The sequence below is a fragment of the Nostoc sp. 106C genome (assembly GCF_002154725.1).
Taxonomy (GTDB): Bacteria; Cyanobacteriota; Cyanobacteriia; order Cyanobacteriales; family Nostocaceae; genus Aulosira.
Window position 1 is genome coordinate 50,266 of sequence record NZ_MTAW01000077.1, and the last position, 13,945, is coordinate 64,210.

At 36.8% G+C, this 13,945-nt stretch carries 11 protein-coding genes; 2 read left to right on the top strand and 9 right to left on the bottom strand.

Going from position 1 to position 13,945, the window contains the following annotated elements; all coding sequences use genetic code 11:
* The first annotated feature begins 132 nt into the window (after positions 1-132).
* The gene (locus tag BV375_RS07830) at positions 133-1,377 is read left to right on the top strand and encodes a serine/threonine-protein kinase (protein ID WP_086759061.1); all 1,245 of its coding nucleotides are present in this window, start codon (positions 133-135) and stop codon (positions 1,375-1,377) included.
* A gap of 13 nt (positions 1,378-1,390) precedes the next feature.
* Here BV375_RS07830 and BV375_RS07835 read toward each other — a convergent pair whose 3' ends face one another.
* Both BV375_RS07835 and crtR read right to left on the bottom strand, forming a co-directional pair.
* Positions 1,391-1,594 carry a hypothetical protein gene (locus BV375_RS07835; protein WP_086759064.1) on the bottom strand — a complete coding sequence of 68 codons (204 nt, stop codon included), beginning with the start codon at positions 1,592-1,594 and terminating at the stop codon, positions 1,391-1,393.
* A 156-nt stretch (positions 1,595-1,750) separates the two neighbouring features.
* Positions 1,751-2,659, bottom strand: a complete 909-nt coding sequence (gene crtR / locus BV375_RS07840; RefSeq protein ID WP_086759067.1) for a beta-carotene hydroxylase — start codon at positions 2,657-2,659, stop codon at positions 1,751-1,753.
* A 508-nt stretch (positions 2,660-3,167) separates the two neighbouring features.
* Between crtR and pyk the strand changes: the two genes are divergently transcribed.
* Positions 3,168-4,934, top strand: a complete 1,767-nt coding sequence (pyk, locus tag BV375_RS07845; protein WP_086759070.1) for a pyruvate kinase — start codon at positions 3,168-3,170, stop codon at positions 4,932-4,934.
* A gap of 166 nt (positions 4,935-5,100) precedes the next feature.
* Here the strand turns inward: pyk and BV375_RS07850 are convergent, their stop codons facing one another.
* The 7 genes from BV375_RS07850 to BV375_RS07880 all read right to left on the bottom strand — a co-directional run bounded on the left by BV375_RS07850 (position 5,101) and on the right by BV375_RS07880 (position 13,762).
* Complete coding sequence (locus BV375_RS07850) at positions 5,101-5,688, bottom strand: Uma2 family endonuclease (protein WP_086759073.1); 588 nt, start codon at positions 5,686-5,688, stop codon at positions 5,101-5,103.
* A gap of 46 nt (positions 5,689-5,734) precedes the next feature.
* Complete coding sequence (locus BV375_RS07855; protein ID WP_243713877.1) at positions 5,735-6,775, bottom strand: glycosyltransferase family 1 protein; 1,041 nt, start codon at positions 6,773-6,775, stop codon at positions 5,735-5,737.
* A gap of 41 nt (positions 6,776-6,816) precedes the next feature.
* On the bottom strand, positions 6,817-8,133 hold the full coding sequence (locus BV375_RS07860; RefSeq protein WP_086759078.1) for a glycosyltransferase family 1 protein: 1,317 nt from the start codon (positions 8,131-8,133) through the stop codon (positions 6,817-6,819).
* A gap of 155 nt (positions 8,134-8,288) precedes the next feature.
* Positions 8,289-10,841 (bottom strand): glycosyltransferase, encoded by a 2,553-nt coding sequence (locus tag BV375_RS07865; RefSeq protein WP_086759080.1) that lies wholly within the window; start codon positions 10,839-10,841, stop codon positions 8,289-8,291.
* Positions 10,842-10,867: 26 nt separating this feature from the next.
* A complete protein-coding gene (locus BV375_RS07870) occupies positions 10,868-12,001 on the bottom strand; it encodes a class I SAM-dependent methyltransferase (RefSeq protein ID WP_086759083.1) in 1,134 nt (377 codons plus the stop codon).
* A gap of 219 nt (positions 12,002-12,220) precedes the next feature.
* Positions 12,221-12,955, bottom strand: a complete 735-nt coding sequence (locus BV375_RS07875) for an ABC transporter ATP-binding protein (RefSeq protein ID WP_086759086.1) — start codon at positions 12,953-12,955, stop codon at positions 12,221-12,223.
* Complete coding sequence (locus BV375_RS07880) at positions 12,956-13,762, bottom strand: ABC transporter permease (protein WP_086759089.1); 807 nt, start codon at positions 13,760-13,762, stop codon at positions 12,956-12,958.
* Positions 13,763-13,945: the final 183 nt, after the last annotated feature.

Sequence of the window (13,945 nt, forward strand, 5' to 3'; positions counted from 1 at the left end):
TACAGTCTTCATAAAGTTTAGATAAGACTTCCGTCAAATTACAGTGAATTTTCTTAATAAAAGTATATATTATTTCTATAAAGGTATTTTTTAAGTAAAATCACTTAATACAACCGACAGGGATACCGTAACATGTTAGGCAGCAAGTTACTAGGGGAGCGTTACCAGGTTGTTGAAGTCTTGAGTCAAGGAGCGTTTTGTCAAACCTACAAAGTCCAAGACTCCTACCTTCCCAATCATCCCACCCGTGTCGTCAAACATTTCTTACCTAGTAGTAAATATTCAATTCCGGTAGAAATACGCAGACGGCTATTTACCAGAGAAGTAGAGTCCCTCAAAAAACTGAGCAACTATGACTTAGTGCCTCAACTTTTAGCTGATTTTGAAGATAACCTTGAATTCTATTTAGTACAAGAGTTCATTGAAGGTCATCCTCTGAGTGCCGAACTGTCGCCTGGCCATTGCTGGTCGGAAAGCAAAGTTTTTCAACTTTTGTACGAGATATTGAGTATCCTCAATTTTGTTCATAGTCATGGGCTGATTCATCGAGATGTCAAGCCGAACAATATTATTAGAAGAAAGCAGGATAATCGATTAATTCTGATTGATTTTGGTGCTGTTAAGCCAATTTGGAATCAATTAATTAGAGGTCAAGAAAAAACTGCAATCTTTACCCCAATTGAACAATACACCACCATTGCGATTGGAACACCTGGCTATATGCCTAATGAGCAACAGCGAGGTAAACCACGCTTGAATAGTGATATTTATGCTCTTGGCATGATTGGCATTCAAGCGCTTACAGGCGTACATCCGACACAATTACCAGAAGATTCCAATACAGGTGAGATTATCTGGCAAAACTTGGCACAAGTTAGTACTGAACTAGCCTCAGTACTGAATAAAATGGTACGCTACCACTTTCAAGACCGATATAAGTCGGCAAAAGAAGTAATGGAGGCGCTCCTAGCAATAAGTAATTTCTATATGCCAACGCAGGAGTCAGCTTTTTCTCCGGCATCGGTCAATATGAAATTAGAATATCAACTACTTTTAGCTGGGCAGGATACGAACCAAGTTTCTAGGGATGAGGATGATTACCCCAGCGATATTACACTATCCGATACGCTGTTACCGATAACCAATATCTACCCGCAAATACAAGAATCTCACAATCCCTTATCGGTAAAAGATAATAGTGCCCAGACAACCAATGCTACTGTTTCTATTTTTTCTAGGAAACCTGCTTTGCTGATTGGCTTAGTAGTAGGCGTGTTTTCTGGATTAGTTCTAATGATTGTTAGCTATTGGTCTGTGCAAATAGTTACTCCTACTCCTCAAGTCCAAGATTTGCGACTGCAAATGCCAAAGGAGTAGCGTTAACCTGCGGTTATAGTTGCCTTTGTTGGATTGCTGGTTGATTAGGCTGAGATTGCACGCTATCTCTGTGGATCAAAAACGCTACAATCCCGACTACAACTAAGTTAGTAATTAGCAGCCCAATAGCGCTCCATATCCAAACCTTCGTCTTTGGGCTATTTCCCAAGTTAGTTGGGTTATCAGCTAAGTCAGTTGGGTAGGATTTGCGGTTCATGGTTTTTTCCACAATAACCTAATTTACACTACCTTATTTTACAGCTATTTTAATGACACAATCTTAGCCAACAAGTAAGCAGTTCAGCAGAAAACTGCTAAAGTCGGCTAATGGTTAATTGGCAACATGAAAATCCACTAACCATTAGTCTGTCCGCTATGATTTGTTAGTTTCAGTTGGTTTGTGGTGATGAAACCTAATGCCTAAAAATATGTCGTAAACAAACTCAAAGAAATCTTTCTTTTGTAATAATCCTGAAGTTTGGTAACAACCTTTTTCATCTAACAGTGGTTTCATCAAATGGTAAGTGGGCTGATAATTGTACCAGGGAATGGAAGGCCACAAATGATGAATTAGGTGATAATTCTGTCCCATAATCAAGATATTGAGAATTGGGTTAGGGTAGACCCGAGCATTTTTCCAGCGATCGCGCTCTACAAAGGGACGGTGAGGTAGATAATCAAAAAATAATCCCAGTGCTATGCCCACAATAAATGCTGGTATAAACCAAAAATTGAGAATGTAACCCAAAAAGTGATACTGAACTGAAATATAAACAATTGCACCGACAATCAAGCGGCTGATGAACCATTCTAATAGCTCATATTTCCGCCACAGTTGCCTTTGAAAGAAAAATACTTCATGGTACAAAAACCTTACCGCAATCAGCCACAACGGTCCGCCAGTTGAGACATAATGATCTGGATCGTCTTTGGGATGATTGACATGGGCATGATGCTGCAAATGCACTCGTGTAAACACTGGAAAGGCAAAGGCTAGCATTAGGGCACTACCATGCCCTAACATCGCATTAATTACTCGATTACGATGGGCAGCTTGGTGGCAAGCATCGTGAATCACAGTCCCGGAACAATGCAAGGCCAAAGTATTAACACTAAAACATAGCCAGTGCGGCCATTCCCACAGCCAGTAACCAAAGTTAGATAGAACTAGCATCGTCACTGCTGCAAAAAACAGCAGCATTGTCGGGTTAAAATCACCGGGAGGTGCTAAAAATTCCTTGGGAGGGACTGTCAGTGGCTTCTTTGCCTCCGACGTGAGCATTCTGATCTCCTTCTTTATCAAACATTACGAATATACGATAAAGATTAGTAAATAATAAACTTTTATAAAATTTTGTATAGCAAGCTTGATCGGCAGTTTTGCGGATAGTGTAGATAAATAACGCTATGATTCCAAACAAGACTTAAGTATTTGCTGTTAGTAGGGGTGTAGCAATATCAAGAATTGCATGGAAGGATATCATCCTTGGGATGGATGGAACCAAGATTAGTGTACGATAACTAGTCTATCCCACTCCTTTGAAGTCCCCGCTAGAGGGAGTCTTTAGTAGCCAACTACTAATGTAATGCAGCGCGGCGATAATAAATATACTATTCAAGACAGCGCAAAAGCCTAGAATACAAGATTTTTGGCTTTTGAGTTCCGCGCAGCGGTATTAGCCTTTATTCCCTTTTCTAACTGCTGCCTCTTTATTGATATAGCAGTGACGGAAATAAAAATGCCCCTTAATTTACGATGGTTTCCTAGATAGATCCTAGAATCAGCCCCTATGCAATTAAGAGACTCTCTACGCCGCACAAAAATTGTCGCTACGATTGGTCCTGCTACTAGCAGTCCAGAAGTACTCAAAGCGATTATTGAAGCAGGTGCAACGACACTAAGGCTAAACTTCTCCCACGGAACTCATGCCGACCATCAGCGTAGTATCCGCTTAATTCGGCAAACCGCTTTTGAACTAAATCAGCCAGTGGCAATTCTCCAAGACTTGCAAGGGCCAAAAATTCGCTTGGGGCGGTTTGAAAATGGGTCTATAGTTGTAGCAAAAGGCGATCGCTTCACCTTGACCAATCGCCCCGTCATCGGCACACAAGACATCAGCTGTGTTACCTACGACTACTTAGCCGAAGAAGTTCCTGTTGGTGCCAAAATCCTCCTTGATGATGGACGAGTAGAAATGCTAGTCGAGGAGATTAACCGCGATAAAGGTGATTTACATTGTCGCATTACCGTAGCTGGTAAACTATCTAACAATAAAGGTGTCAACTTTCCAGGTGTTTACCTTTCTATTAAGGCAATGACCGACAAAGACCGAGAGGATCTAATGTTTGGTCTAGATCAGGGCGTAGACTGGATAGCACTTTCTTTTGTCCGCAATCCTCAGGATCTCATAGAAATTAAAGAGCTAATTTCCAGCACAGGCAAGAATGTACCAGTAGTTGCCAAAATTGAAAAGCACGAAGCCATTGAACAAATGGAAGCAGTTTTGGCTTTGTGCGATGGCGTTATGGTTGCTAGAGGTGATCTAGGGGTTGAACTACCAGCAGAAGATGTACCTGTGTTGCAAAAACGGCTGATTGCTACAGCAAATCGCTTAGGGATTCCTATCATCACCGCCACTCAAATGTTAGACAGCATGGTGAGTAATCCCCGCCCCACTCGTGCTGAGGTGTCAGATGTGGCTAACGCGATTTTAGATGGCACAGATGCGGTCATGCTCTCTAACGAAACGGCTGTGGGCAACTACCCTGTGGAAGCTGTCGCAACTATGGCACGAATTGCTGAGCGCATTGAACAGGAAGAGAGGCAAAATGCCGTTCGGCAGTTAAGAGATACGAGGCGTTCCATTCCTAACGCCATTAGTCAAGCTGTGGGGCAAATTGCAGAGCAGCTAGGTGCGGCAGCAATTATGACCTTAACCCAAACTGGGGCAACAGCTCGTAATGTGTCCAAATTCCGTCCTCAAACACCGATTTTGGCCATCACACCACATGTGAATGTAGCACGACAATTACAAATGGTGTGGGGAGTAAAACCACTGTTAGTCTTAGAACTACCTTCTACTGGTCAGACTTTTCAAGCCGCGATCAATGTTGCTCAGGAGAATAAGCTACTCACTGAGGGTGATTTAGTCGTGATGACAGCTGGCACACTCCAAGGGGTTTCAGGCTCTACAGATTTAATTAAGGTTGAAGTAGTAACGGCGATTCTCGGTCAAGGAATTGGACTGGGACAAGGTTCTGTGAGCGGTCGCGCCAGGGTTGCCCACACGGGTATGGATGCAAGTCACTTTAATCCTGGAGATATTTTAGTTGCCCCTCGTACCACTGCCGATTTTGTTGAGGCAATTCGCAAAGCTGCTGGAATTATTACAGAAGAAGAGAGTCTTACCAGTCATGCAGCAGTCATTGGTTTGCGTCTAGGTGTACCAGTGATTGTCGGAGTAAAGAAAGCGACACAAGTAATCCGGGATGGGACAATTTTAACGCTGGATATGCAACGGGGTTTGATTTACTCTGGGGCGGTGGGAACACCTTAAAAAATTGCTAATTTGTAATTATGAATTACGCCTGATGTGAATGAGAAAGGTCTTTTACCCCATAAGAGTTTCTCAACTAGCCCAAAATCATGGTATTGTGTCTATCAACGAAATTACAAGGGTTTCAAGACTTAATTCACATTCAACGTGAATTACTCAAAAATATCTACTCTGATGGATTTTCAAACTTGACTCGTTCATAAATCTGGCGATGAGGAATTTGGCAGTTGGCTGAAGCTAAAGTTAAAACTCCATCTTCATCGTCAGATTCTTTAAAAAGCCAGTTACCCTCTGATGTTTTGCTAAATTGTTCAATATGAAATTGATATTGGTCAATTAAAATATATTCTTGGAATTCTGGAATTGAACGGTAATAAGTAAACTTATCTCCTCTATCTCGACTACTAGTAGATTTAGAAAGTATCTCAAAAATAATACTGGGATTGATAACTGTGTCTGTGCGTCCTTCTTGAAAGATGGGTTCGTCTTTGATTATCAGGACATCTGGATATGTGTATTCCCGATAACGAGGAATCCATAGACGTAGATCGCTAGTATAGACAAGATAATCTTGTTGTATAAGAGCAAGTCCGAGAGCAATTATTAAATTAATAATAATTTGATTATGATTAATCGAGCCGCCAGTCACTGGTACGATTTCCCCATTACGGTATTCGCTGCGGTACTCAGCACTCTCTTCAAGCGTTAAGTATTCCTCAATAGAATATAGACGGGGGGCAGTTTGCACAACCATAAGATTTATTGGCTAAATATTTAGCAAGTTTACTTTAGCCTAGCACTCACAGATAGCGTGATAAAACTTCGGCGGTGGCTTGTCCTGTTTTCTCCCAACTGAACTGATTTGCTCTAGCAATACCTTGAGTAGAAAGATGCGATCGCAAATTTGAATTATTTGCAACAGCCTGCATAGCTTCTGTTATTTCTCCTGTATTGTAGGGATTGATTAAAATCGCAGCATCGCCAGCTACTTCAGGAAGAGAGGAGATATTAGAAGTAATCACAGGAGTACCACAAGCCATTGCTTCCAGGACAGGTAAGCCAAAGCCTTCCCATAAACTAGGAAAGACAAGCGCGATCGCACCATTAATAATTTTTGGTAATTCTTTGTAAGGAACGTAGTCCAGAAATTTTACCTGATTAGTTAAACTTAATTCTTCAACTTGCGCTTGTAAAGCAGGAGTATAACGGCGATCGCTAGGCCCTACCAACCAAAGTTCGTACTCTTTACAATTTGGTAATGCAGCAAAGGCGGTAATTAATCGATGGACATTTTTGTAAGAATCTTGGCGACCAATGTAAAGAAAGTAATTACAGGTTGGGAGGTTGAGGAAACGAAAATGATTGCGATCGTGTGCGAGGAGGATAGGAGTAATTTTACTAATAGGAATTTGGTAAAAGTTGATGATGTCTTTAGCTGTGGCTTGGGAGTTACAGATAATATGCTGTGCTTGAGTGAGCACTTGGGGGATGTAGTAGCGATTGTAGGGTATTAGAGGTGAAAAGCGTCTAGGAAAGCGTAATGGTATTAAGTCATGAAACATCACAACAAAACGACAATTTGCATAGAGAGGCGCTTCCGGTAGAGGAGAAAATAATAGATGAGATTTGAGCTTTTTATAAATTTTTGGTAATTGAAATTCTGTCCAGGTAAGGCGCCGAAAATGGCCTAATGTACCTTGGTCGGGTGTTAAATTTGAAGGAATATCATAGCATGTATAGTTAGGGATTGCTTCTGCAACTAGTAATTTTGGATTCAGCAATTCAAAATAAGGAAATATATTACTAGCATAGGTTGTGATACCTGTAGGTTTTTTAGACAAAAAAGAAAGATTGACTAACAATTTTTAATCTTTATATAAAATTAATTACAAAAATATGAGAGGAATTCTTCAGCACACTGTTGCCAAGAATATGGCTTATACTGATTTTTAATATGGTTTACTAACTGATTGTAGTAAATATCTGAATTAAGTAGCTTTTTTAAAGCTTGGTAAAGTTCTGATGGTTGATTAGGATCAAAATATAAGCAAAAATCTCCACCGACTTCAGGTAAAGAACCACCATTGCTTGCAATTACAGGCTTATAGTACTGAAGTGCTTCTACAACGGGTAATCCAAATCCTTCATAAAATGAGGCTTGAACTAGACAGTAACAGTTTCTATAGAGAAGACTAAGCTGATCATCTGTTACTGCACCTAGTATATGTATACGCTTTCCATACATTCTATTCGACTCGATCAGCATATCAGTCTCTAAATGCCAGCCTCTATTACCAGCAAAAAGCAAATTTATTTCTTCATTATTTGAATTTACTAATAAATCAAAGGCTGCCATAATAGTTTTAATATTTTTATGAGGAGCCAGACTACCAACTACTAATATATATGGTTTATTCAGTAGTTCTCTTTGGGTTTTATCAAAAATATTATTATCTATACTCACTAAACAATCTAGATTTAAGTAGTCACAGCCCAATCGAAAGCTATTAATTGTTAAATTTTTATTACTAATTGCTATAATACCCATACTTTGGGCATTCCTATAGTCTTTCGCACTATTATCAGAAATACATAGAACTTTATCAAATAAGTTAGAATAGTCTCTATAAAATTTAGTAAAAGCCGCAGCAAATTTTTGTCCACAAAATTCTGGAAATTTTATAGGTATAAGGTCATAACATATAATTGCAATTACAACTTCATGGTTTTTTAAATTATTTAAAAAATTGTAATAGGTTTTAGGTAAATCCCAGTTAGCATCAGCAATTATATAAATGTCTCCTGGTAAGATTTTTATGCCTTCAAACTCAAGTGAGCCATTTTTGCTTCTAATAAAATTTAAATAAAGCCATTGAATCAAAGATAATATAAATGGAAATAAATTAAAAAATTTATTTTTAAACTTAGACCATAATATCTGAAATTTTACAATTATTTTATTAAGAGTATAAACATATTGATTGCTTGTAGCTATCTCACCATTATTTTTTTCACTCAGATTAGTAACCCTACGCATAAAGTTACCATCAAACATAACTGCTACTACTTCTATATTTGTATAGCTTGAACTCGAACTGAGCCTATCCAACTCAGATGCAAGTTGACGAACTACTCGATGTATTCCAGTATTTTTATATGTATAATTTGCTGTATGAGTACAATCTATAAATATTCTCATTTATGGCTTTTAGACTATATTATTTAGTAACTAATTAATATATTAGTGCTCAGGAAAAGCTCTTTTCCAAAATAATTTGTTTAGCTTAGTTAGAGATAAAGTATTCTTATTTTTATAAAACTTTAAACACCAGTAGAGACCCTACTATATGGAAATTAAATCTTATCCTGTATCTCAATAGCGCTAGCAAATGGTGCTAAAAGGCTTTCTGGAATATTAGCTTCCAGTTTTGCTATTTCTCGTCCTACATAGTCAGCAAGCAACTTTTGTTTAGTCACAGGTGAGGAAAGTACTTGTTGAATAAACTCAACATACAAACGAGCACATCGTTCGGGTGAATGTTCCCTAACAATGTACTCAGATGCATTTCTACTTAGTAGATTTCTATATTCTAAATTTTCCGTTAAAACAAGCAAGGCTTTGAATATTTCCTCAACCTCATTACTGTGAGTAGGATGAGGGATTTTTAAAACTACGTTATTAGAAAAATCTGAAAAAGAACCTATATCTGTAACAATTGTAGCTTTTCCAAGAGACAATATTCTTAGCAACGAGGCTGAACTTTCACCATTAAAGGGAAACCTTAAATTTAAGCAAATATCTGATAATTGTATATATTGATAAAATTCTTGCATATTTATATAGCCTGTTACTTTTACCTTACCTTGTAAATTTAACTTGCTAATTTCATGTTCTAAATCAATTGAACCTAGGTAATCGGTACCGCCAACATATAATAAGTAAGCATCTTGTTTATAAGAAAGCAGCTTTTGAAAAGCCTGAAGAATTTGCAGAGGACGCTTAGTTTTATTAATAAAGCCAAATGTTGAAATTACAAAGCTATCATCAGGAATTCCTAATTCTTGAATTCCATTTTTAAAGGATGTGTTTTGAAAATTTACTTGAGGAACTAGCTGGGGTATATGGGTGATAAATTCATTATCATAACTAAATTCTTGTACAGCATGATTATAAGCCCATTTACTATGTAAAACAACGCCTAGAGAACGACTAAAGATTCTTCTATTTATATAGATTTCTGCTGCCGATAAATTATCATCAATATTTAATTTTCCCTTTTTAATCAGATTTAATATCTCTAACGCTTTACCTTTTCCATAGCTATGTTCTAATTCTTTAAATAAGCTGATACCAAGTTCTGAGCGTTGAGCTTCCAGATAATTGATCAGACCTCCTAAGTAATAGTCATGTAGTACTGTTATCCCAGAATACCTCATTAATTGAGAGTACATATAACAATGGTAACTGCTATTACCCATTTGATAGATAATACCTTCATATTCTTGCAATTTTAACTGCTCTTCAAATTGCTCGTGAGTAAAATAGTAGTTATCTGTGTTAGCTTCAGGTAAGTAACTCTCATCATGGTACAAATCTACATGAAAATGTTGTGATAAAAATGGTAATAAGTCTTGGCTATAATCTGCTATGCCTGATTTAATAGGTGCAAACGGGCTGAAAAAAGCTAATTGAGTTTTGTCTTCAACTGCTTTTACTCTATTAAATGAAACAGATACTTTACTTAAGGGTTGATGTTCTAAAAAAACATCTAGCATTTTTTGTCCAACAGATTGCCAAGAAAATTTTGCCGCTTGTTGAAGCGAATTCTTAGAAAAGTGATTTCTTAAATTATCATTAGATAAGAATTTTTCCATAATCTTAGCTATATCATCTGGCGAGTATGGATCGAAAAGTTGCTCTGTAGATCCTAAAATCTCTGGCAAGGATGATTTATTACTAGCAATAGCTAGTGCACCACATGAAATAGCCTCTAATAGAGGTAATCCAAAGCCTTCATATAAAGAAGGGAAGACGAATAAAGCGCAGGTTGAATATAAAGCTCTTAGTTCTTCATCAGTAATATAATTTGTTAATATTAGTAAATCTTCAACTCTTAACTTTCTTGCCAAGGTAGTAATTTCTTGAGTAAAAGAATGAGAAACTTTGCAAGCAATTACTAACTGGTATGATTCTCGTAAATTCTTGGGTAGCTGAGAAAAAGCTGTAACTAATCCTTCAATATTCTTTCGCCAATCCTCACCTCCTGTATAAAGGATAAATGGCTTGTAAATACCAAACTTATCTGCAAAAGTCTTTATCCAAAATTGACGTTCTGTAGCTAGAATAGGAGTAAAAAATGAAGAAACTCCACCTGAAACGTTAAGAACTTTATCAGGAGATATATTGAGAAGTTTAATTACATCTTGGCGAGTAGCTTCAGAAATTGCAAATATAAAATCTGCATTCTGCACATTCTTTAAACGTCTCATGTACAGAGAATGCATATTTGGATCATTTAAATATTTATTTGCAAATATAAGTGGAATCAAATCATAGCAAATTGTAAAAACTTTTTTTGGAAAATCAACATAGTCAGGTATTGTAGAGTCTAACCCTTCCATTGGGCTAGGTAAAAAGATTATGTCAACATCTGCTGATATTAAAATTGTTTTTAATAACAAGTCATTGAGAGTACAGCTTCCAGGATATGGGTAAGATACAGAAGTGTATGAAAAACGACTCTCATCTAATTCTGGGGCTGGCAAAGTATTATTTGCATATAACTTGTAGTTAAGAGCATTGGATTGATTAAATAAGGTTTCTATTACAGACTGCGTGTATCGCCCAATGCCCCTATTTCTAGAATTAGTTGTTTGAAGGGCTTGAATATCAATTGCAATGTTCATGCTATATCAATTCTGTATTTAAGTCTTTATAAAATATTTTTCTTACATACCAGCATAGCTACCGCCCCAGGAAGGTAGTTATTAGGGTTGTGTTCTTTTCTAGAAGCTTCTAATTCGTTATCGGTAATAACCAAAGTGAAGTTATCTTTGCGTACTCCATAAGCGATTTTAATAATCTCAAAATCTTGAACTAATCTTTGAACTGATTCCTTATTATAAATTCGATGCACTGGTGTCAAAGCTTCCTTTCCATAAGGAACTGTTAGGATAAAATGCCCTTCTGGCTTTAAAAGAGCATAAATTTGTTTAATAGCTTCAAGATCATAATTTTCTTTTATTTTATCTCCATACCATCCTAATCCTATATGTTCTATGGTAGATAAGGCAACTACACAATCGAAGCTGGCTGGCGGTAGTACTGGCTGACAAATATCACTTTTAACAAACTTTAAGTTTGGATGAAACAATCCTATAGGACGAATATCTATTGCTGTAACTGAGTAATTAAAGCTAGCCAACTCATATGATAAAAGGCTCTCAGATGCTCCTACATCTAGAATGTTTATTGGCTTAGAGTCATACAAACTAGCTATAGAATGTATCACAAAAGTCTTTTCTAAAATCCTTTCAGTCGTCCCAACCCAATGAGCTTCCCCGTTTTCACGGTAACCTACCAATATTGGATCGTTAAACCATAAACCACTCTCTTTCTTAGCTTCTTCAGAAGAAGCTAATTGCTTCTCTAAGCTATTATTACTATTTAGTTTTGCTGAAATTTCTTCTAGTCTTAACTCTAATTTAGACAGAGCTTCTACTTTTTCTTCCAACTGAACAAATTTTTCGTTTAGTTCTTTATCTCTTATGTTATATTCATGATTTTGCTCCACCAGCTTATATATAATATTTCTGATAGCAGAGTTAAAATAAACTTGTCTTTTTAGAATAGGCCATGCTACTTTTTTGAGAATATTCTTCAGCCATTTACGAATAGTATTTCGATATACTTCATTAAAGAAAAGTAAATAATTTCCATCTATTTCTCCAAAATCACTATTGTGAGCTATTTGAATATATTCCTTTTGTGAATTTTCAGAATGATAAAATTTATTAGACTCTTGGTAAACATTTTTGATACGTTCTAATATATATTCAAAACTCATTTAATTCCTCAAAATTTTAACTAGTAAAGCTGAAAATGTAAATTTTAAAATATAAGATGATTTGAGAAATTAAACAAGCTTATTATATCTAAATCACCTATATTATAACTTTAATATATAATATCGAATTATATTGTTGTTGCAGATTTCATATATAATTGATCTAATTTTGTGATAAAAGTGCAATTTACCTACCTAAAATTGCTAATAAATCTATATTTAATTTAATGCTTCCAAGTAACATTTTACAGCTTCTTCGGCAGTACCGATAAAGCGTATTTTACCCTTATCTAGCCAAACCCCACGAGCACATGACTGTTGTACAAAGCCTAAATCATGGGACACTACTAATACTGTAGCCCTGGCATCCCAAAACTTATCTATTCTTTGCTTGCATTTGATCTTAAAGCTTTCATCTCCTACAGAAAGTACTTCATCCAAAATCAAAATATCTGGCTGGACATCTGTAGCGATCGCAAACCCCAACCGCGCTACCATACCAGAAGATAAACCTTTTACTGGAACTAATGTATAGTCCTGCAATTCTGCAAACTCTAAAATTGACTGCACTCTTTCTCGCATCTCTGCTCTAGAAAAGCCTAATAAAATTCCATACAGCAGAATATTATCCATAACAGAAATTTCTGGATCAAACCCTGCTCCTAGTTCAATCAACGGCGCAATTTGTCCTTTTACCCGGACTGATCCGGTTGTTGGTTGCAGAATCCCAGAAATTATTTTCAAAAGAGTTGATTTACCAGAGCCATTTGCTCCAATAATACCTATTTTTTCTCCTGTCTCGACTACCAAATCAATTTTATCTAATACTAATTTCTTAGCTGGTTTGCGGTACTTACCTTCAAGAACAGTGAGTATAGTTTTTTTGAGATCGTAAGAAAATTCTTCTTGTGTTCGTCTCCACAACGAAACTTGATCTAGACGAATTACTTCCATTTAGAGCAAATCCATAAATTGATGTCGCCACAACTGAAAACAAACCCAGCCCAATGACATAATAATTATGCCGCTGAGTAAGGCACTCCCGATTAAACTCAAATCTGGTAGTGTTCCCGATAATGTAAGTTGACGAATACTTTCAATAATCGGGGATAATGGATTCAAAGCTAAAAATTGCTTGACCGTTTTTGGTACGATAGCTGCTGGATAAAATACAGGGCTGCTGATCCAGATTACAAACACAACTAATTCATAAAAATAAGGTAAATCTCTAAAAAATACGTATAAAGCACTTACTAAAAATCCTACTCCGATAGATACTAAAATTAGTGCGAGAAATGGTAGGAGTAGTGCGATTACATTGATGATGCTCTTGGAATTGATTAAAGTCATCACTACCAGCAGAGGTAATACTCCGACTGCAAACTGAAATACATTTGCTGCAATCATTGATACAGGAAAAACACTCACTGGCAGACGAATCTTATTTAAGAGTGCACCGTTATTAACTACACTAGATAACGCTTGAGTGGTGGAAGCTGAGAAGAAATTTATGACCACTAGCCCTGTAAAGGCTGCCAAGACATAATTTAGGATAGAATTGCCATAATAAGATGCAAAAGTCGCCCCAAAAATCGCAGTATATAACCCTGTCATAATTAACGGGTTCAACAGCGACCAATAAACCCCTAAGAAAGAGCCACGATAACGCACCTTTAAAGTCCGAAATACCAAAACATGCAGCAATTCCCAGTAGCGCTGCACTTGCAACCAATTTGAATTATCCTTAAGCAAAAGCGTCATCCTAAACAACCACTCACACTATAGCCAAGTTATTCTGACTTTTATAACATCCTCTAAGAAATAGCTAACCTTTGAGTATCGAGGCATTTACAGTTATAAGCATTTTTGTATTCAAATCAAAGTCTCTCCATCAATACCCAGCTATCAGCACATAGCCTGCTAATATTTCTGCCCTTTACCGTT